Raw genomic sequence first — 17,314 nt, 5'->3', positions numbered from 1 at the left:
CGTTTACCTCAGTTTCAGGGTGGCAAGGCCGATCAGCACCAGGATCACGGTGATGATCCAGAAGCGGACGATCACCCGAGGCTCGGGCCAGCCCTTGAGTTCAAAGTGGTGATGGATCGGCGCCATGCGGAACACACGCTTGCCGGTCAATTTGAAGGAGGCCACCTGGATGACCACCGACAGGGTTTCCATGACGAACACGCCGCCCATGATGAACAGCACGATTTCCTGGCGCACGATCACCGCGATGGTGCCTAGGGCGGCGCCCAGCGCCAAGGCGCCGACGTCGCCCATGAACACCTGGGCCGGGTAGGTGTTGAACCACAGGAAGCCCAGGCCGGCACCGATCAGCGCGCCGCAGAACACGATCAGCTCGCCCGCGCCCGGCACGTAAGGGATCAGCAGGTATTCGGCGAACTTCACGTTACCCGACAGGTAGCAGAAGATGCCCAGGGCGCCGCCGACCATCACCGTCGGCATGATCGCCAGGCCATCGAGGCCGTCGGTCAGGTTGACCGCGTTGCTCGAGCCGACGATGACGAAATAGGTGAGCACGACGAACCCGGCGCCCAACGGAATGGCCAGGTCCTTGACCATCGGGATGATCAGCGTGGTTTCAACGCTGGTCGGTGCGGTCTGGTAGAGGAAGATCGCTGCCGCCAGGCCGAATACCGACTGCCAGAAATACTTCCAGCGGCTTGGCAGGCCGCGGGAGTTCTTCTCGATCACCTTGCGGTAGTCGTCGACCCAGCCGATGGCGCCGAACGCCAGGGTGACGATCAGCACCACCCACACGTAGCGGTTGCTCAGGTCGGCCCACAGCAAGGTGCTGATGGCGATGGCCGAGAGGATCAGCGCGCCACCCATGGTCGGGGTGCCGGACTTGGACAGGTGCGATTGCGGGCCGTCGTTACGCACGGCCTGGCCGATCTGACGAATCTGCAGGGTACGAATCATCCAGGGGCCCAGCCACAGGGCCAGGGACAGCGCGGTCAGTACACCCAGGATCCCGCGCAGGGTCAGGTACTGGAAGACCGCGAAGCCCTTGTGGAACTGTTGCAGATACTCGGCCAACAGCAGCAGCATTAATGTTTCTCCCCGCTGGCACCGCACAAAGCCGCCACGACGTTTTCCATCGCAGCGCTGCGCGAGCCCTTGATCAAGATAGTGGTGTCGCTGGCAGTCTCGGTGCGAACGGCATCGATCAGCTCAGCTTGAGTAGCGAAATGGCGGGCATTGGCACCGAACGCCTGAACGGCATGGGCCATGTTGTTGCCCACCGCGTACAGCGCGTCGACCTTGCCGCGGGCGTAGTCGCCCACCTGCCGGTGACCTTCCTCGGCCCATTGCCCCAGTTCGCCGATATCCCCGAGCACCAGGACGGTGCGGCCGGAAAAGCCGGCGAGTATATCAATGGCGGCGCACATCGAGGTGGGATTTGCGTTGTAGCTGTCGTCGATCACCCGCACGCCGTTGGGGGCGATCTGCGCCACGGTGCGGCCCTTGACCGGCTGCACCGCGCCCAGGCCCGCGGCGATGCCGCTCAGGCTCAGACCGACGGCATGCGCGGCGGCGGCGGCGGCCAGGGCATTGCTGACGTTGTGGGTGCCAAGCAGATTCAGTTGCACCGGCACGCTGCCATCAGGCCCGTGCAGGGTAAAGGACGGACAGCCACGGGCATCACGGCCGATGGCGCTGGCATGGAAATCGGCCTGCGGGTTGTCCAGGGCGAAGCTGACAACAGTGTGATCGCCCGCGCGCTTGCGCCAGATGTCGAATGCCTTGTCGGCCAGGTTGAGGATGGCCGTGCCGCCCTCGCCCAGGCCTTCGAGGATTTCACCCTTGGCCTCGACGATTTTTTCCGGACCACCGAACTCGCCCACGTGGGCGGTACCGGCGTTGTTGATGATGACCACCTGCGGCCGGGTGAGGCCGACGGTGTAGCGGATTTCGCCGATGCGCGAAGCGCCCAGCTCGATCACCGCGGCGCTGTGCTCCGGGGCGATTTCCAGCAGGGTCAGCGGCGCGCCGAGGTCGTTGTTAAGGTTGCCACGGGTGGCATGCACCGGGCCGCGAGTGCGCAGGATCGCGGCGAGCATTTCCTTGACCGTGGTCTTGCCACTGGAACCGGTGATGGCCACCACTGGCTTGTCGAAGGCGGCACGGTTCAGCGCACCGAGCTGGCCAAGGGCGACGCGGCAATCGGCGACTACCAGCTGTGGCAGGTCGACATCGGTGACTTCACGCTCGACCAGGGCCGCGACTGCGCCCTTGGCCTTCACGTCGGCCAGGTAGTCGTGGCCATCGAAGCGCGGCCCGGTCAGGGCGACGAACAGTTGACCGGCGGCAACGCTGCGGCTGTCGATACTGACGCCGGTAAAGGTGGCGTCGGCGCCCGCCAGGCGCGCATTCAGGGCGCCAGTCAACTGGCTGAGGATCATCGGCTTAAGCATGTGGCGCCTCCCAGGCTGCAAGTGCCTTGTCGGCTTCGACCAGGTCGGAGAAGTCATGGCGCTCGCCATTGATCTCCTGGTAATCCTCGTGCCCCTTGCCAGCCAGGACGATCACGTCGTCGGCATTGGCACTGGCGATCAGTTGAGCAATGGCCGCGCCACGGCCGGCGACGAACTCGACGGCAGCAGGCTTGGCGAAACCGGGGCGAATATCGTCGAAGATCCGCAGTGGGTCTTCGCTACGCGGGTTGTCGTCGGTGACCAGTACGCGGTCGGCCAGGCGCTCGGCCACCTCGGCCATCAGCGGGCGTTTGCCGGCGTCACGATCGCCGCCGCAGCCGAACAGGCACAGCAACTTGCCGTGAGCGTGCGGGCGCAAGGCTTCGAGTACTTTTTCCAGGGCATCCGGGGTGTGGGCGTAATCGACCACCACCAACGGTTTGTCACCGCCACCCAAGCGCTGCATGCGACCGATTGGCCCGTGCACCTGCGGGGTGACCTTGAGGATTTCATCCAGCGGGTAGTCCAACGCCATCAGCGTGGCCACCGCGGCAAGCATGTTGCTCAGGTTGAAGCGGCCCAGCAGGCGGCTGCGCAAGGCATGCTCGCCCTGGGCGGTGACGATCACGGCGCGCACGCCATCGTCATTGAAGCTGGCTTGCTTGCAGAACAGCGTCGCAGACGGGTCCAGCAGGCTGTAGCTGATCAGTCGCGATGTGGCGTCGCTGTCGGCCAGGCGACGCCCGAACTCATCGTCCAGATTAACCACCCGGGCGCGCAGGCTTGGCCAGGCGAACAGCTTGGCCTTGGCGGCCTCGTAGGCCTGCATGCTGCCGTGGTAGTCCAGGTGGTCACGGGACAGGTTGGTCATCACCGCGATATCGAAGTCCAGCGCGGCCACCCGGCCCTGCTCGAGGGCATGGGAGGAAACCTCCATGGCCACCGCCTTGGCGCCGCCCTTTTTCAGGTCGTTCAAGGTCGACTGCACGGCAATCGGATCAGGCGTGGTCAGGCGACCACTCTGCAGCTCGCCATAGAAACCAGTACCCAGGGTGCCGATCAGGCCGCAACGCTGACCAAGGGCATCGAGTGCCTGGGCCAGCAGCTGGGTCACGCTGGTCTTGCCGTTGGTACCGGTCACGCCGACCAGGTCGAGCTGGCGGCTGGGTTCGCCATAGAAGCGCCCGGCGATCTGCGACAACTGACCGATCAGGCCCCTGACCGGAATCAGCGGCACATCGGTGATCGGCAGCACGCTGGCGCCCTGTTCTTCATAGGCCACCGCGGCGGCGCCACGGGCCAGGGCGTCGACAATATGGTCACGGCCATCGACCTTGGCCCCTGGCACGGCCAGGAACAGATCGCCCGGGCGCACGGCGCGGCTGTCCAGGGTCAGCTCGCGGATCAACGGATCGCGGCTGGCATGGGCGAACAGTTTGCTCAATGGCATCGTCATCAACCTCGCCCTCCCTTGGCGGGTACTGCGCTGGCTTGCTGCGTCGAGGACGGCGGCAGGTTGTCCGGCGGTACATTCATCAGGCGCAAGGTGCCCGACATCACTTTGCTGAATACCGGGGCCGAGACCAGGCCACCGAAGTAACCGCCCTTGCTCGGCTCGTCGATGACCACGACGATGGCGTAGCGCGGGTCGCTCATCGGGCCGAAGCCGGCGAACAGCGAACGGTAGGCGTTCTCGGTGTAGCCCTTGGAGCCAACGGTGGCTTTACGCGCCGTACCGGACTTGCCACCCACGTGGTAGAACGGCACCTGGGCACGGAATACCCCGCGCGGCGCCTCGATCACCTGCTGCAGCATGCCCTGCACGGTTTCGGCGGTTTCCTTGGGGATCGCCTGGACCGCTTCCGGGGCCTTGTCGACCTTGAGGATCGACAGCGGCACCATCTTGCCGTCGTTGGCCAGGGCGGCGTAGGCATGCACCAGTTGCAGGGCGGTTACCGATACGCCGTAGCCATATGACAAGGTCGCGGTCTCGGCCTTGCGCCACTCGCGGTGGTTGGGCAGGTTGCCGACGCGCTCGCCGGGGAAGCCGAGGCCGGTGTACTGGCCCAGGCCAACCTGGGACATGACCCGGTAGATGGCCTCGCCACCGATATCGAAGGCGATCTTGCTCATGCCGACGTTGGACGAGTTGATCAGGATGCCGGTCAGGTCGAGGATCGGGCCCTCGCTGCGCGACACGTCCTTGATGGTGTAGCGGCCGATCTGCAGGCTGCCCGGATACACCTCGACCTTGTCGGTGACCTTCCAGCGGCCGCTCTGCAACGCGGCGCTCATGGAAATCGGCTTGACCGTCGAGCCCGGTTCGAACACGTCGATGATCGCCCGGTTGCGCATCGCGGCCGGGAACATGCTGCGGCGGTTGTTCGGGTTGTAGGTTGGCTGGTTGACCATGGCCAGGACCTCGCCGGTCTTGACGTCCATGATCACCAGGCTGCCGGCCTTGGCGTCCTGCTCGGCGATGGCGTTGCGCAGCTCGCGGGTGGCCAGGTACTGCAGGCGCAGGTCTATCGACAACGCCAAGGTCTTCCCGGCCTTGGCGTTCTTGGTTACCTGGATGTCCTTGATCAGCCGGCCGCGCCGGTCCTTGATCACCTGTCGCTTGCCAGGCACCCCGGCCAGCCATTCGTCATAGGCCAGCTCGACCCCCTCGCGACCATGGTCGTCGAGGTCGGTGAAACCGACCATGTGCGCGGTGACGTCACCGGCCGGGTAGAAGCGGCGGAACTCCTCCAGGCCGTAGACACCCGGGACTTTGAGGTCGAGCACATGCTGCCCCTGCTCCGGGGTCAGGCCACGGACCAGGTAGATGAATTCCTTGTTGGCCTGCTGGGTGAGGCGTTCGGTCAGCTGCTGCGGGTTCTGCCCGAGCGCGGCGGCCAGTTGCGGCCAGCGATCCTTGGCCGCCTGCATCTCCTTGGGGTTGGCCCACAAGGTGGTGACCGGAGTACTGACAGCCAGCGGCTCGCCGTTGCGGTCGGTGATCAGGCCACGGTGCGCGGGAATCGGAATATGCCGCAGGCTGCGGGCATCGCCCTGGCCCTTGAGGAAGTCGCGGTCGACCACCTGCAGGTCGATGATGCGCCAGCAGATCGCCCCGACCATCAGCGCCAGCAGGCCGATCACTACCCGGAAGCGCCAGGGGTAGAGTGCGCCTTCGAGCTTCATCATGGCGCCACCATCCGCACTTCGTCAGCCGCCGGCACGCGCATCTTCAACTGCTCGGAGGCCAGGCTCTCGATACGGCTGGAGGCGGTCCAGGTGCTCTGCTCGAGGATCAAGCGGCCCCACTCGGCCTGGGCTTTGTCGCGCTCGCTCAGCTCACCGTAAAGGGTATTGAGCAACTGGCGGTTCCAGTGGGCGCTATAGGACACGGCGATGGCCGAAACCAGCACACCGACGAACAGCAGAAGCATCAGGAAGCTCCCGCCAGGCAAAGGCTTGGCGAACAGCCGGCTCACCGCAACTTCTCCGCTACCCGCATCACGGCGCTACGCGCCCGCGGGTTGGCCTTGAGTTCAGCATCGGAGGCGAACTGCGCCTTGCCGATGAGCTTGATCTTCGGCTCGAAGACCTTGTGCTGCACCGGCAGGTTGCGCGGCAGGTTGTCGGCTTCGCCCTTGACCAGCTTGCGCATGAACAGCTTGACGATACGGTCTTCCAGCGAGTGGAAGCTGATCACCGCCAGGCGACCGCCCACTTCAAGGGCATCGAGCGCGGCTTCAAGGCCAGTCTCGAGGTCGCCCAGCTCGTTGTTGACGTGAATGCGCAGCCCCTGGAAGGCGCGGGTTGCCGGGTTCTTGCCCTTTTCCCAGGCCGGGTTGGCGACCTTGAGCACTTCGGCCAGGTCGGCGGTACGGGTGAACGGCTGTTTCTCGCGGCGCTCGACCACGGCACGCGCCATGCGCCCGGCGAAACGTTCCTCGCCGTACTCCTTGAACACGCGGGCAATTTCTTCGGCCGGGGCGGTGGCAATGAACTCGGCGGCACTGATGCCCTGAGCGGGGTTCATGCGCATGTCCAGCGGCCCGTCGTTGAGGAAGCTGAAGCCACGCTCGGGGTCGTCCAGCTGTGGCGAGGACACGCCCAGGTCGAGCAGGATGCCGCTGACCTTGCCGTCCAGGCCGCGTGCGCGCACTTCGTCGCCGAGCTCGGCAAAGCTGCGCTGCACAATGACAAAGCGGCCGTCTTCGGCCGCCAGCGCTTGCCCGGTGGCAATCGCTTGAGGATCCTTGTCGAACCCCAGCAGCCGCCCTTGCGGCCCGAGCTTGCTGAGGATCAGGCGGCTGTGGCCGCCACGCCCGAAGGTGCCGTCCAGATAGCAACCGTCGGCGCGCAGGGCCAATGCCTCGACGGCTTCGTCGAGCAGGACGGTGATGTGGTTGAAGCCGCTATCTATGGTCACAGGATCAGGTCACGCAATTCATCGGGCATGGCGCCCGGTTGTTGAATAGCTGCAAGATCGGCTGCCGAAACCGCGTTCCAGGCATCCTCATCCCACAGCTGGAATTTGTTCAGCTGCCCCACCAGCATCGCCTTCTTGACCAACTTGGCGTACTCACGCAAACGGGGCGGCACCAGGAAACGCCCACTGCCATCGAGCTCCAGGTCCACCGCATTGCCGATCAGCAAACGCTGCAGGCGACGGTTTTCCTCACGCAACGATGGCAAGGCGCGCAACTTGGCTTCTATCTGTTCCCACTCGTCGAGGGGATAAACACACAAGCAGGGGTCTACGGCGTCGATGGTCACGATCAGTTGACCATTGCAACGCGAATCGAGCTCGTCACGGTACCGGCTCGGCATGGCGAGACGGCCCTTGGCATCGAGGCTGACGGCGTTGGCTCCGCGGAACACGGCTGCGATTCCCCACAATGTTAGCTTTTTTGTGTCAGAAAACCCACTTCATCCCACTTTCTGCCACTTGCGCACACTATAGGAATCCGCCCGCCACACCGTCAAGGCACGTTCATAAGGAAATCCCTTACAGGACGGCGATTTAGCGCAACAAAGGAAGACGGAAGGAATACCAGGGAGGAAAAATGACGGAAAAAATCAAACACACTCAAGCGGATAGAGTGCGAACTTAAAGTGATTTATTAAGAGTAAGATCTTTTTGGTATTACCAGGACACATCTGCTATCGATTCAAGCAGGGAAGGAGAGGTGGAGAGTCGATCTGTAAGCCGGGTTTTGTCGAGGACAGTCATTCCTCTACGACGGCCATCACTGGACGCCTCTAGCAACCTACCCGGTTCCGACGCGGGCCACGCCGTATGGAACCCTATTTGGTCTTGCTCCGAGTGGGGTTTACCTAGCCACGGACTGTTGCCAGCCGTGCGGTGCGCTCTTACCGCACCTTTTCACCCTTACCGGCACCGAAGTGCTTAGGCGGTTGTTTTCTGTGGCACTTTCCGTAGGCTCGCGCCTCCCAGGCGTTACCTGGCACTCTGCCCTATGGAGCCCGGACTTTCCTCCCCCGCCTCTTGCGGAACAAAAGACGGCAGCGACTGTCCGATCGACTCTCCGCCGCCAAGGTTACCGGGACATGCGGCAGAGAACAAGCGAGACGACAAACAATGTCATTACGCCATTAGTCGACCTTCTGTTTCTCCAGCGCCAGCTGGTAGAGCAGGTTCTTGCGCACACCGGTGATTTCCGCCGCCAACGCCGCGGCTTTTTTCAGCGGCATCTCGGCCAGCAGCAAGTCCAGCACGCGCTGAGCCTCGGCACTGATCGCCTGCTCGCCTTCCGGGGCGCTCCAGCCCGCCACCAACACCACGCACTCGCCACGCTGCTGGTTGCTGTCGCCCTCCACGAACGCGCGCAACTCGGCCAGCGGCAAGCCCTTGAGGGTCTCGAAGGTCTTGGTGATCTCGCGGGCCAGCACCGCTGGGCGCTCGCCGCCGAATACCGCTTCCATGTCCTGCAGGCACTCCAGGATACGGTGCGGCGCCTCATAGAAGATCAAGGTGCGCGGCTCTTCCCTGACCTGCTCCAGGCGCGCCCGACGCCCGGCGGCCTTGGCCGGCAGGAAGCCTTCGAAAATAAAGCGATCCGACGGCAACCCGGCCGCCGACAACCCGGCGATCAAAGCACAGGCGCCCGGCACCGGCACCACCTGGACCCCAGCGGCGCGCGCCTGGCGCACCAGGTGATAGCCAGGATCGGAGATCAGCGGCGTTCCGGCATCGGACACCAACGCCACATCTTCCCCCGCCAGCAAGCGGGTGATGAAGCGACCGCCCTCGTCACGCTCGTTGTGTTCGTGACACGCCGCCAACGGCGTGTCGATGCCGAAATGCTGGAGCAAGCGCACCGAGTGGCGCGTGTCCTCCGCGGCGATCAGGCTGACCTGCGCCAAGACTTTCAGCGCCCGCGCACTCATGTCATCGAGGTTGCCGATGGGCGTGGCCACGACATACAACTTGCCCAACGCGGAATTGGAAACCCCTGCAACATCAGTCACTGCGCACACCTGCATTCACGGATCAAAGTGCGCCATTGTAGCCCGAGCGCTGGCAACAGGGCGCAAAGAACTTCGCCATGCGCCGCCCACCAGCCACCTATAGTGAAGGTTCACCGTCGGCAAGATCGCACCGGACGCGAGGCTTGGGTACAATTGCCGGCCAACTTGATCGAGTAATAGGACCTTTACATGATCGCTTGCCTGCGGCTGCTCACAGCCCTCTGCCTCGCCGCCCTGCTGGCAGCCTGCGCCAGCTCGCCCTCATCCAGCCTGGGCGAACTGCCACGCACCCCGGACGCCAGCATCGAGCAGCTGCTCGAGAAGGCGGCTTCCAGCAAGTCTGCCGAGGACGCGGCCCTGCTGCGCCTGAGCGCCGCCGACCTGGCTTACAAGCAGAAGGATTTCCCCCGTGCGGCGCACATCCTCGAGCAAGTGCCGCTGGAGCCGCTCAAGCCCGCCCAGCAAGTGTTCGCCTCGACCCTGGCCGCCGAGCTCGCCATGAGCCGCAACCAGCCCAAGGCCGCCCTGACCGCCCTCGCCCACCCCAGCCTGCAGCGGGTCGGCGAGCTGCCGGACGAGCAGCAAGTGCGCACCTACAGCGTACATGCCGCCGCCCTCGAGGCTGACGGCCAGGCCCTGGCCGCCGCCCAGCAGCGCGTGGCACTGACCCCACTGCTCAGTGGCCAGGCCGCCGCCAGCAACAATGATGCGATCTGGGCCCTGGTCGCCTCACTGCCCGCCGAGCAACTGCAGCAGCCAGCCGCCAACGAAACCCTGGCCGGCTGGACCAGCCTGGCCTTCGCCGTGAAAAGCGCCGGTACCCTCGAGCAACAACAGGCCGCCATCGACACCTGGCGCAACCAGCACCCGGACCACCCGGCCGCCAAACAGCTGCCCATGGCCCTGGTCAAACTCAAGGAGCTGGCCAGCCAACCGCTGACCAAGATCGCCCTGCTGCTGCCCCAGGAAGGCCCGCTGGCCGGTGTCGCCCGCGCCCTGCGCGACGGTTTCATGGCTGCCCACTTCCAGGCCCAGCAAGGCGGCCAGCCGGCACCGGCGGTGCAGGTGTTCGACAGCTCGCGCATCACCTCGCTCGACGACTTCTATCGCCAGGCCCAGGCCGCCGGCGTGCAACTGGTGGTCGGCCCGCTGGAAAAACCCCTGGTGAAAAAGCTCGCCGCCTACCCGCAGCTGCCGATCACCACCCTGGCGCTGAACTACGCCGACGCCGGCCAGAAAGCCCCGCCACAGCTGTTCCAGTTCGGCCTGGCCGCTGAAGACGAAGCCCGCGAAGTCGCCCGCCGCGCCCGTGCCGACGGCATGGTCCGTGCCGTGGCACTGGTGCCGAGCGGTGAATGGGGCGACCGCGTGCTGGCTGCCTTCCGCCAGGATTGGGAAAGCAATGGCGGCACCCTGCTGGCCGCCGAGCGCATCGCCCAGCCCGTCGCCCTCGCCCAGCAGATCGCCCAGCTGTTCCAGCTGCGCCAAAGCGAAGCCCGCGCCAAGAGCCTGCAGAGCACCGTGGGCGGCAACATCGCCGCGCAGCCGTCGCGCCGCCAGGACATCGACTTCATCTTCCTCGCCTCGACCCCGCAGCAGGCCCAGCAGATCAAGCCGACCCTGAACTTCCAGTACGCAGGCGACGTGCCGGTGTACGCCACTTCCAACCTGTACAGCGCCAGTGGCGACGTCAACCAGTACAACGACATGACCGGCATCCGCTTCTGCGAAACGCCATGGCTGCTCGACACCAGCAACAGCCTGCGCCAGCAGGTCGTGCAGCAGTGGCCGCAAGCGGCCGGCAGCCTCGGCCGCCTGTACGCCATGGGTGTCGACGCCTACAGCCTGGCGCCACGCCTGGGCCAACTCAAGGCACTGCCGGACAACCGTATCGAAGGCTTGTCCGGCAGCCTGAGCATGAACGCCAGCCAGCGCGTCGAGCGCCAGTTGCCGTGGGCCGAGTTCGCCGGCGGCCAGGTCAAGCGCCTGCCGGACACCCCGCGCTGATGCCCAGCGCATCGCCCAGCTGCGCAGGCCAAGCCGCTGAAGACCAGGCCCTTGCCTTTCTGCAAGGGCAAGGCCTGCAGCCGCTGGCGCGCAACTGGCGATGCAAGGGTGGCGAGCTCGATCTGGTCATGCTCGATGCCGATACAGTAGTATTCGTCGAAGTCCGCTACCGGTGGCACGCGCAGTTCGGCGGAGCCCTCGGCAGCGTCGATGGGCGCAAGCAGCAGCGACTGGTACTTGCCGCCAACCTTTTTCTGCAGCACGAGCCCCGTTGGGCCGACCACCCCTGCCGCTTCGACGTCGTCGCGCTGCAGGGCCAGGGCCACGCCGGGCAACCGCTTCAATGGCTGAAAAACGCCTTCGAATGCTGAACCCTATTCGATTTTTTTGCTCTATGTTTCGCGGGCTGGTCACTGTTGCGCGCCGCGCCAGCCACCGCCCCACTTAAGGTCACACCAGATGGACATGCAATCCCGAATTCGCCGGCTGTTCCAGGCCAGCATCGACACCAAGCAACAGGCAATGGACATCCTGGCACCCCACATCGAGCAGGCCAGCCTGGTCATGGTCAACGCCCTGCTCAGCGACGGCAAGATGCTCGCCTGCGGCAACGGCGGTTCGGCCGGCGATGCCCAGCATTTCTCGTCGGAGCTGCTCAACCGCTTCGAGCGCGAGCGCCCGAGCCTGCCGGCCATTGCCCTGACCACCGACAGCTCCACGCTCACCTCGATCGCCAACGACTACAGCTACAACGAAGTGTTTTCCAAGCAGATCCGCGCACTGGGCCAGCCCGGTGACGTTCTGCTGGCGATCTCCACCAGCGGCAACTCGGCCAACGTGATCCAGGCGATCCAGGCCGCGCATGACCGCGAAATGATTGTCGTCGCCCTGACCGGTCGCGACGGCGGTGGCATGGCCTCGCTGCTGCTGCCCGAGGACGTGGAAATCCGCGTCCCCTCGACCGTCACCGCGCGCATCCAGGAAGTCCACCTGCTGGCGATCCACTGCCTGTGCGACCTGATCGACAGCCAACTGTTCGGGAGTGAAGAATGATCCCCAAGCGTCTCGGCCTGATGGCCCTCACCCTGTGCCTGGGCCTGTCCGGCTGCAGTTCGGTCCTGACCTCGGCGCGCAACTCGCCGATCGAGGATGACCGCGGTACCCGCACCATCGGCAGCAAGATCGACGATTCGCTGATCGAGACCAAGGTCTCGGTCAACATCGCCAAGGCCAACCCGGACCTGGACAAGGGCTCGCACATCGTCGTCAGCAGCTACAACGGCGTGGTCCTGCTGGCCGGCCAGACCCCACGTGCCGACCTCAAGTCCCTCGCCGAGCAGACCGCCGGCCAGGTGCAGCGGGTCAAGAAGGTGCACAACGAGCTGCAAGTGATGCAGCCGTCATCGATCCTGGCGCGCAACAATGACGCCTGGCTGACCACCAAGATCAAGACCCAGATGCTCACCGACGAGAGCGTGCCCAGCTCGCGGATCAAGGTGATCACCGAAAACGGCATCGTCTACCTGCTCGGCCTGGTGCGCCAGCAAGAAGCCAACGCCGCCACCAATGTGGTGCAGGGCGTGTCGGGCGTGCAAAAGATCGTCAAGCTGTTCGAATACATCGACTGACCCTTTCGCCGGCCTGCCGGCGAACCAACCCCACCAGGAAACACCCATGAAGAAGTTGTTGCTGCCCACCCTGCTGATCGGCGCCTTCGCCACCCTGGCCGGCTGCTCCACCCCAAGCGTCATCGTCCTCAACGACGGCCGCGAGCTGCAGACCACCGACACCCCGCACTATGATCGCAACTCCGGCTTCTACGAGTTCAAGCAACTCGACGGCAAGCCGACCCGCATCAACAAGGACCAGGTACAGACCATCAAGGACCTGTGATCCGAGCGAACACAAAAAAGGCGATCCATCCGGATCGCCTTTTTTGTTACTTGACCACCTTAAGGCTCGGCCGACCGCTGGGTCGCGGCGGTTGACCACCACCTTCCGGCGGCCCCTGGTCATCCGGCTCGACACTCTCGTCGTCGAGGTCATCCTCATCATCCAGCGGCGGCTCCAGCTCGAAGACCATGCCCTGGCCGTTCTCCCGGGCGTAGATACCCAGGATCGCACCGCAAGGCACGTAGAGCGAGTGGGAGACACCCCCAAAACGCCCTTCGAAGCTCACCGCCTCGTTGTCCATGTGCAGGTTGCGCACGGCGCTGGGAGAGATGTTCAAGACGATCTGGCCATCACTGGCGAAACCTTGCGGCACCTGGACCGACGGGTACTCGGCATTGACCAGCATATGGGGGGTGCAATCGTTGTCGACGATCCACTCGTACAGCGAACGAACCATATAGGGGCGACTGGAGTTCATCAACGGCTCCTCTTAAACCTTGCGCATTTCACGTTCGGCAGCGGACAGGCTCGCCTGGAAAGGCTCGCGGGCGAACTGTCGCTCCATGTAATCCAGCAGCGGCTTGGCTTGCCGCGGCAGTTCGATACCCATCACCGGCAATCGCCAGAGGATGGGCAGTAGACAACAATCGACCAGGCTTTGCTCCTCGCTCATGAAGCACGGCATCTCACCAAACAGCGGCGCCACGCCGGTCAGGCTCTCACGCAGCTCCTTGCGCGCCTGGGCCCGCGCCGCTTCACTGTTGCGCGTATCGAGCACGGTGTCGGCCAGGCTGCACCAGTCACGCTGGATGCGGTGCATCAACAGGCGGCTGTTGCCACGCGCCACCGGGTATACCGGCATCAGCGCGGGGTGCGGGTAACGCTCCTCGAGGTATTCCATGACCACGGTCGACTCGTACAGCGCCAGGTCGCGATCGACCAGGGTCGGCAGACTGCCGTAAGGATTGACTTCGACCAGCTTGGGCGGCAGGCGATCAGCGGCAACATCGATGATCTGCACGGTGACGCCTTTCTCGGCGAGCACCAGGCGGACCCGATGGGAGTAATGATCAGCGGGGTCGGAATAGCAGGCTAACCTGTTGGTCGCGCCCATGTAGCGCCTCCTCGCACGGGATGCTTAATGAAACTGTAAATGAAAACGCGCCCGGGGCGCACCGGCAGACCTGCCAGTGCGCCCCGGGCGCGTTCAACTACCAGAAACTACTGCGTGATCAGTGCACGTCCTTCCAGTATTCGCGCTTGAGCAAGTAGGCGAACACGAAGAAGAAAGCCAGGAACAGCAACACGTAGGTACCGATGCGCTGGCTTTCCAGTTTGACCGGGTTGGCCGAATAGGCCAGGAAGGTCACCAGGTTCTTGACCTTCTCGTCGAACTGCTCGGGCGTCAGGGTACCGGATTTCTCCTCCACGGTCAGCTGGTCACACGCCTCATGGGTCAGCGGACTGCCCGTGAGTGGGTCGAACTGCTTCTTGCCATCGACCACGCTCTGCACCTGCTTGCAACCGATCACCTGGTTGCCCTGCAGCCCGACCAGCACGTTCGGCATGCCAACATTGGGGAAGACCTTGTTGTTCACCCCGTATGGCCGCGCCTTGTCTTCATAGAAGCTGCGCAGGTAGGTGTACAGCCAGTCGTTGCCACGCACCCGGGCGACCAGGGTCAGGTCGGGCGGCGCCGCGCCGAACCAGGTCTTGGCGTCGTTGGGCTGCATGCCGATCTTCATGTGGTCGCCAATCTTGGCGCCGGTGAACACCAGATTGTCGAGCATCACCTCATGGGGAATTCCCAGGTCGTCGGCCACGCGCTCGTAGCGCTGGAACTTGGCACTGTGGCAACCCATGCAATAGTTGGCGAAGGTGCGCGCGCCATCCTGCATCGCGGCCTTGTCGGTCAGGTCGACATCGACCTTGTCCAGCTCCAGGCTATGTTCGGCGGCGAACGACAGGCCAGGCATCAGTGCCAGCAAGCATACTGCAATCAACTTTTTCATCAGCCAGTCACCCTTTCCGGAACCGGTTTGGTCTTCTCGAGCCTTGTGTAGAACGGCATCAGCAGGAAGTAGGCGAAGTACAACACCGTGCACACCTGCGACAGCAAGGTACGCCCCGGGGTTGGCGCCAATACGCCGAGCACGCCGAGGATGATGAAGGCCACGCAGAACACCAGCAGGAAGAGCTTGCTCAGCAGGCCCTTGTAGCGCATGGAGCGCACAGGGCTGCGGTCGAGCCAGGGCAACACGAACAGCACGGCGATCGCGGCACCCATGGCGATGACCCCGAACAGCTTGTCGGGCACCGCGCGCAAGATCGCGTAGAACGGCGTGAAGTACCACACCGGGGCGATATGCTCAGGGGTCTTGAACGCGTTGGCCTGCTCGAAGTTCGGTTTTTCCAGGAAGTAGCCACCCATTTCCGGGAAGAAGAACACCACCGCGCAGAACACGAAGAGGAACACCACCACGCCGACGATGTCCTTGACGGTGTAGTACGGGTGGAACGGAATGCCGTCCAGCGGAATGCCGTTCTCGTCCTTTTTCTTCTTGATGTCCACGCCATCGGGGTTGTTCGACCCCACTTCGTGCAGGGCCAGGATATGCAGCACCACCAGACCAAGGATCACGATCGGCAGGGCCACCACATGCAGGGCGAAGAAGCGGTTCAGGGTGATACCCGAGATCAGGTAGTCACCACGGATCCACTGGGTCAGGTCGTCACCGATGACCGGGATGGCGCCGAACAGCGAGATGATCACCTGGGCGCCCCAGTACGACATCTGCCCCCATGGCAGCAGGTAGCCCATGAAGGCCTCGGCCATCAGCGCCAGGTAGATCAGCATGCCGAACAGCCAGACCAGCTCGCGGGGCTTCTGGTAGGAGCCATACAGCAGGCCGCGGAACATGTGCAGGTAGACCACGATGAAGAACGCCGAGGCGCCGGTGGAGTGCAGGTAGCGCAGGATCCAGCCGTATTCGACGTCACGCATGATGTACTCGACCGAGGCGAAGGCCTCTTCCGCCGAGGGGGTGAAACTCATGGTCAGCCACACACCGGTGACGATCTGGTTGACCAGCACCAGCAGTGCCAGGGAGCCGAAGAAATACAGGAAGTTGAAGTTCTTGGGCGCGTAATACTTGCTCAGATGCTCTTCCCACATCTTCGTCGCGGGGAAGCGCGCATCGATCCACTCCATGAACTTGCTCATCATGCGTTCTCCTGATCGACGCCGATGACGATGATGTCGTCCGACTCGTACGAGTGCGGTGGCACTGGCAGGTTGAGAGGCGCCGGCTGGGACTTGTAGACGCGACCGGCCAGGTCGTAGTGGGAGCCGTGGCACGGGCAGAAATAACCGCCCACCCATTTCGGCCCCAGGTCGGCGGGCGCCACTTCGGGACGGAAGGTTGGCGAGCAGCCAAGGTGCGTGCACAAGCCGACCAGGATGAGAATCTCGGGCTTGATCGAGCGCACCTCGGGGTCGACATAGGTCGGCTGAACCGACGCCTTCGACTGCGGGTCGGACAGATCACCTTCGATCTTTTTCAGATTGGCGAGAATCTCATCCGTTCGCCGCACGATGAATACAGGTTGGCCGCGCCATTCGGCCACCATCTGTTGCCCGGGTTCGACCTTGGCAATGTTGACCTTCACCGGTGCCCCTGCGGCTTTCGCCTTGGCACTGGGAAACCATGACCCCACGAACGGTACCGCAGCCCCCACTGCTCCCGCTGCCCCGACCACGGATGTCGCGGCTACGAGGAAGCGGCGCCGGCCTGCGTTGACGCCGTCATTGCTCATTCAGTCCTCTCCCATCAGCTTGCTTGGCCTGTTTTGAACAGGCATCTACTTAGGTACGTCTGTGGCGCTAAAAATTGGTCGCCATGGTAAGGAACAAATCCACACACTGACAAGGTGATTACCCGCTCGTCGGGGCACTACCCTCGCTTTGCTTGATCTGCGTCTATGCGACAAACGGCCACGGACTAGCTGACAGGTTAGTTCAAGACATAAAAAAAGCCCGGTTCCAAAGGAACCGGGCTTCTTCGACTGCCGAAGCGAAATTAACGCTTGGAGTACTGAGGACGCTTACGCGCTTTACGCAGACCCACTTTCTTACGCTCGACTTCACGAGCGTCGCGGGTGACGTAGCCAGCACGACGCAGAGCGCCACGCAGGGTTTCGTCGTATTCCATCAGGGCGCGGGTGATACCGTGGCGGATCGCACCGGCCTGACCGCTGACACCACCACCGGAAACGGTGACGTAGATGTCGAACTTCTCAACGGTCTCGGTCAGTTCCAGCGGCTGGCGAACAACCATGCGAGCGGTTTCGCGGCCGAAGAACACGTCCAGGGAACGGTTGTTGATGGAGATGTTACCGGTACCAGGACGCAGGAAAACGCGAGCGGTTGCGGTCTTGCGACGGCCAGTGCCGTAGTTTTGAGTCGCCGACATAAT

General features: G+C 63.7%; 19 protein-coding genes and 1 other RNA gene. 5 read left to right on the top strand and 15 right to left on the bottom strand.

Going from position 1 to position 17,314, the window contains the following annotated elements:
* Positions 1–3: 3 nt before the first annotated feature.
* The 9 genes from mraY to rsmI form a co-directional block, all read right to left on the bottom strand.
* Complete coding sequence (gene mraY, locus HU772_RS04660) at positions 4–1,086, bottom strand: phospho-N-acetylmuramoyl-pentapeptide-transferase (protein WP_186661565.1); 1,083 nt, start codon at positions 1,084–1,086, stop codon at positions 4–6.
* Positions 1,086–2,453 carry a UDP-N-acetylmuramoyl-tripeptide--D-alanyl-D-alanine ligase gene (locus tag HU772_RS04655; RefSeq protein WP_186661567.1) on the bottom strand — a complete coding sequence of 456 codons (1,368 nt, stop codon included), beginning with the start codon at positions 2,451–2,453 and terminating at the stop codon, positions 1,086–1,088. The genes mraY and HU772_RS04655 overlap by 1 nt, the downstream gene beginning before the upstream one ends.
* Positions 2,446–3,909, bottom strand: a complete 1,464-nt coding sequence (locus HU772_RS04650; protein ID WP_186661569.1) for a UDP-N-acetylmuramoyl-L-alanyl-D-glutamate--2,6-diaminopimelate ligase — start codon at positions 3,907–3,909, stop codon at positions 2,446–2,448. The genes HU772_RS04655 and HU772_RS04650 overlap by 8 nt, the downstream gene beginning before the upstream one ends.
* Positions 3,909–5,639, bottom strand: coding sequence for a peptidoglycan D,D-transpeptidase FtsI family protein (locus HU772_RS04645; protein ID WP_186661603.1), 1,731 nt, complete (start codon positions 5,637–5,639; stop codon positions 3,909–3,911). Before HU772_RS04645 ends, HU772_RS04650 begins: the two co-directional genes overlap by 1 nt.
* Positions 5,639–5,932, bottom strand: coding sequence for a cell division protein FtsL (gene ftsL / locus HU772_RS04640; protein WP_033702839.1), 294 nt, complete (start codon positions 5,930–5,932; stop codon positions 5,639–5,641). Before ftsL ends, HU772_RS04645 begins: the two co-directional genes overlap by 1 nt.
* Positions 5,929–6,876 (bottom strand): 16S rRNA (cytosine(1402)-N(4))-methyltransferase RsmH, encoded by a 948-nt coding sequence (gene rsmH / locus HU772_RS04635; RefSeq protein ID WP_437182416.1) that lies wholly within the window; start codon positions 6,874–6,876, stop codon positions 5,929–5,931. Before rsmH ends, ftsL begins: the two co-directional genes overlap by 4 nt.
* Positions 6,873–7,328, bottom strand: coding sequence for a division/cell wall cluster transcriptional repressor MraZ (gene mraZ / locus HU772_RS04630; RefSeq protein ID WP_186661571.1), 456 nt, complete (start codon positions 7,326–7,328; stop codon positions 6,873–6,875). The genes rsmH and mraZ overlap by 4 nt, the downstream gene beginning before the upstream one ends.
* 308 nt (positions 7,329–7,636) lie before the next feature.
* An RNA gene (gene rnpB / locus HU772_RS04625) (RNase P RNA component class A) lies at positions 7,637–7,996 on the bottom strand.
* A gap of 67 nt (positions 7,997–8,063) precedes the next feature.
* Positions 8,064–8,954: a 16S rRNA (cytidine(1402)-2'-O)-methyltransferase gene (rsmI, locus tag HU772_RS04620; protein WP_186661573.1), complete on the bottom strand. Its 891-nt coding sequence runs from the start codon at positions 8,952–8,954 to the stop codon at positions 8,064–8,066.
* Positions 8,955–9,128: 174 nt separating this feature from the next.
* Between rsmI and HU772_RS04615 the strand changes: the two genes are divergently transcribed.
* The 5 genes from HU772_RS04615 to HU772_RS04595 all read left to right on the top strand — a co-directional run bounded on the left by HU772_RS04615 (position 9,129) and on the right by HU772_RS04595 (position 12,839).
* A complete protein-coding gene (locus HU772_RS04615) occupies positions 9,129–10,946 on the top strand; it encodes a penicillin-binding protein activator (protein WP_186661575.1) in 1,818 nt (605 codons plus the stop codon).
* Positions 10,946–11,317, top strand: a complete 372-nt coding sequence (locus tag HU772_RS04610; protein WP_186661577.1) for a YraN family protein — start codon at positions 10,946–10,948, stop codon at positions 11,315–11,317. The genes HU772_RS04615 and HU772_RS04610 overlap by 1 nt, the downstream gene beginning before the upstream one ends.
* 88 nt (positions 11,318–11,405) lie before the next feature.
* Positions 11,406–11,999 (top strand): phosphoheptose isomerase, encoded by a 594-nt coding sequence (locus tag HU772_RS04605; protein WP_011535550.1) that lies wholly within the window; start codon positions 11,406–11,408, stop codon positions 11,997–11,999.
* Entirely contained in the window at positions 11,996–12,574 is a 579-nt protein-coding gene (locus HU772_RS04600; RefSeq protein WP_186661579.1) for a BON domain-containing protein, read from the top strand. Before HU772_RS04605 ends, HU772_RS04600 begins: the two co-directional genes overlap by 4 nt.
* Positions 12,575–12,620: 46 nt before the next feature.
* Positions 12,621–12,839, top strand: a complete 219-nt coding sequence (locus HU772_RS04595; RefSeq protein WP_186661581.1) for a YgdI/YgdR family lipoprotein — start codon at positions 12,621–12,623, stop codon at positions 12,837–12,839.
* Positions 12,840–12,885: 46 nt separating this feature from the next.
* On the opposite strand, the gene HU772_RS04590 is transcribed toward HU772_RS04595, so the two are convergent.
* The 6 genes from HU772_RS04590 to rpsI form a co-directional block, all read right to left on the bottom strand.
* Positions 12,886–13,317 (bottom strand): ClpXP protease specificity-enhancing factor, encoded by a 432-nt coding sequence (locus tag HU772_RS04590; protein WP_186661582.1) that lies wholly within the window; start codon positions 13,315–13,317, stop codon positions 12,886–12,888.
* A gap of 12 nt (positions 13,318–13,329) precedes the next feature.
* Positions 13,330–13,953: a glutathione S-transferase N-terminal domain-containing protein gene (locus HU772_RS04585; protein WP_186661583.1), complete on the bottom strand. Its 624-nt coding sequence runs from the start codon at positions 13,951–13,953 to the stop codon at positions 13,330–13,332.
* A 118-nt stretch (positions 13,954–14,071) separates the two neighbouring features.
* Positions 14,072–14,851: a cytochrome c1 gene (locus tag HU772_RS04580; RefSeq protein ID WP_186661585.1), complete on the bottom strand. Its 780-nt coding sequence runs from the start codon at positions 14,849–14,851 to the stop codon at positions 14,072–14,074.
* A complete protein-coding gene (locus tag HU772_RS04575; RefSeq protein ID WP_186661605.1) occupies positions 14,851–16,062 on the bottom strand; it encodes a cytochrome b in 1,212 nt (403 codons plus the stop codon). The genes HU772_RS04580 and HU772_RS04575 overlap by 1 nt, the downstream gene beginning before the upstream one ends.
* The gene (gene petA, locus HU772_RS04570; protein ID WP_186661586.1) at positions 16,062–16,655 is read right to left on the bottom strand and encodes a ubiquinol-cytochrome c reductase iron-sulfur subunit; all 594 of its coding nucleotides are present in this window, start codon (positions 16,653–16,655) and stop codon (positions 16,062–16,064) included. Before petA ends, HU772_RS04575 begins: the two co-directional genes overlap by 1 nt.
* 263 nt (positions 16,656–16,918) lie before the next feature.
* Positions 16,919–17,311 (bottom strand): 30S ribosomal protein S9, encoded by a 393-nt coding sequence (gene rpsI, locus HU772_RS04565; RefSeq protein WP_003260797.1) that lies wholly within the window; start codon positions 17,309–17,311, stop codon positions 16,919–16,921.
* Positions 17,312–17,314 lie beyond the last annotated feature (3 nt).

Source organism: Pseudomonas xantholysinigenes (assembly GCF_014268885.2).
In the GTDB taxonomy this organism is placed as follows: domain Bacteria; phylum Pseudomonadota; class Gammaproteobacteria; order Pseudomonadales; family Pseudomonadaceae; genus Aquipseudomonas; species Aquipseudomonas xantholysinigenes.
This window is presented reverse-complemented; position numbering and strand designations above follow the sequence as displayed.

Bases quoted from the DNA above. Each gene is read 5' to 3' on its own strand.
- HU772_RS04585 (WP_186661583.1), bottom strand. From the start codon at position 13,953: ATGGGCGCGACCAACAGGTTAGCCTGCTATTCCGACCCCGCTGATCAT.
- HU772_RS04575 (WP_186661605.1), bottom strand. From the start codon at position 16,062: ATGAGCAAGTTCATGGAGTGGATCGATGCGCGCTTCCCCGCGACGAAG.
- HU772_RS04605 (WP_011535550.1), top strand. From the start codon at position 11,406: ATGGACATGCAATCCCGAATTCGCCGGCTGTTCCAGGCCAGCATCGAC.
- HU772_RS04580 (WP_186661585.1), bottom strand. From the start codon at position 14,851: ATGAAAAAGTTGATTGCAGTATGCTTGCTGGCACTGATGCCTGGCCTG.
- petA (WP_186661586.1), bottom strand. From the start codon at position 16,655: ATGAGCAATGACGGCGTCAACGCAGGCCGGCGCCGCTTCCTCGTAGCC.
- HU772_RS04590 (WP_186661582.1), bottom strand. From the start codon at position 13,317: ATGAACTCCAGTCGCCCCTATATGGTTCGTTCGCTGTACGAGTGGATC.
- HU772_RS04615 (WP_186661575.1), top strand. From the start codon at position 9,129: ATGATCGCTTGCCTGCGGCTGCTCACAGCCCTCTGCCTCGCCGCCCTG.
- rpsI (WP_003260797.1), bottom strand. From the start codon at position 17,311: ATGTCGGCGACTCAAAACTACGGCACTGGCCGTCGCAAGACCGCAACC.
- mraY (WP_186661565.1), bottom strand. From the start codon at position 1,086: ATGCTGCTGCTGTTGGCCGAGTATCTGCAACAGTTCCACAAGGGCTTC.
- HU772_RS04610 (WP_186661577.1), top strand. From the start codon at position 10,946: ATGCCCAGCGCATCGCCCAGCTGCGCAGGCCAAGCCGCTGAAGACCAG.
- HU772_RS04595 (WP_186661581.1), top strand. From the start codon at position 12,621: ATGAAGAAGTTGTTGCTGCCCACCCTGCTGATCGGCGCCTTCGCCACC.
- HU772_RS04655 (WP_186661567.1), bottom strand. From the start codon at position 2,453: ATGCTTAAGCCGATGATCCTCAGCCAGTTGACTGGCGCCCTGAATGCG.
- HU772_RS04645 (WP_186661603.1), bottom strand. From the start codon at position 5,639: ATGAAGCTCGAAGGCGCACTCTACCCCTGGCGCTTCCGGGTAGTGATC.
- rsmI (WP_186661573.1), bottom strand. From the start codon at position 8,954: ATGCAGGTGTGCGCAGTGACTGATGTTGCAGGGGTTTCCAATTCCGCG.
- HU772_RS04600 (WP_186661579.1), top strand. From the start codon at position 11,996: ATGATCCCCAAGCGTCTCGGCCTGATGGCCCTCACCCTGTGCCTGGGC.
- HU772_RS04650 (WP_186661569.1), bottom strand. From the start codon at position 3,909: ATGACGATGCCATTGAGCAAACTGTTCGCCCATGCCAGCCGCGATCCG.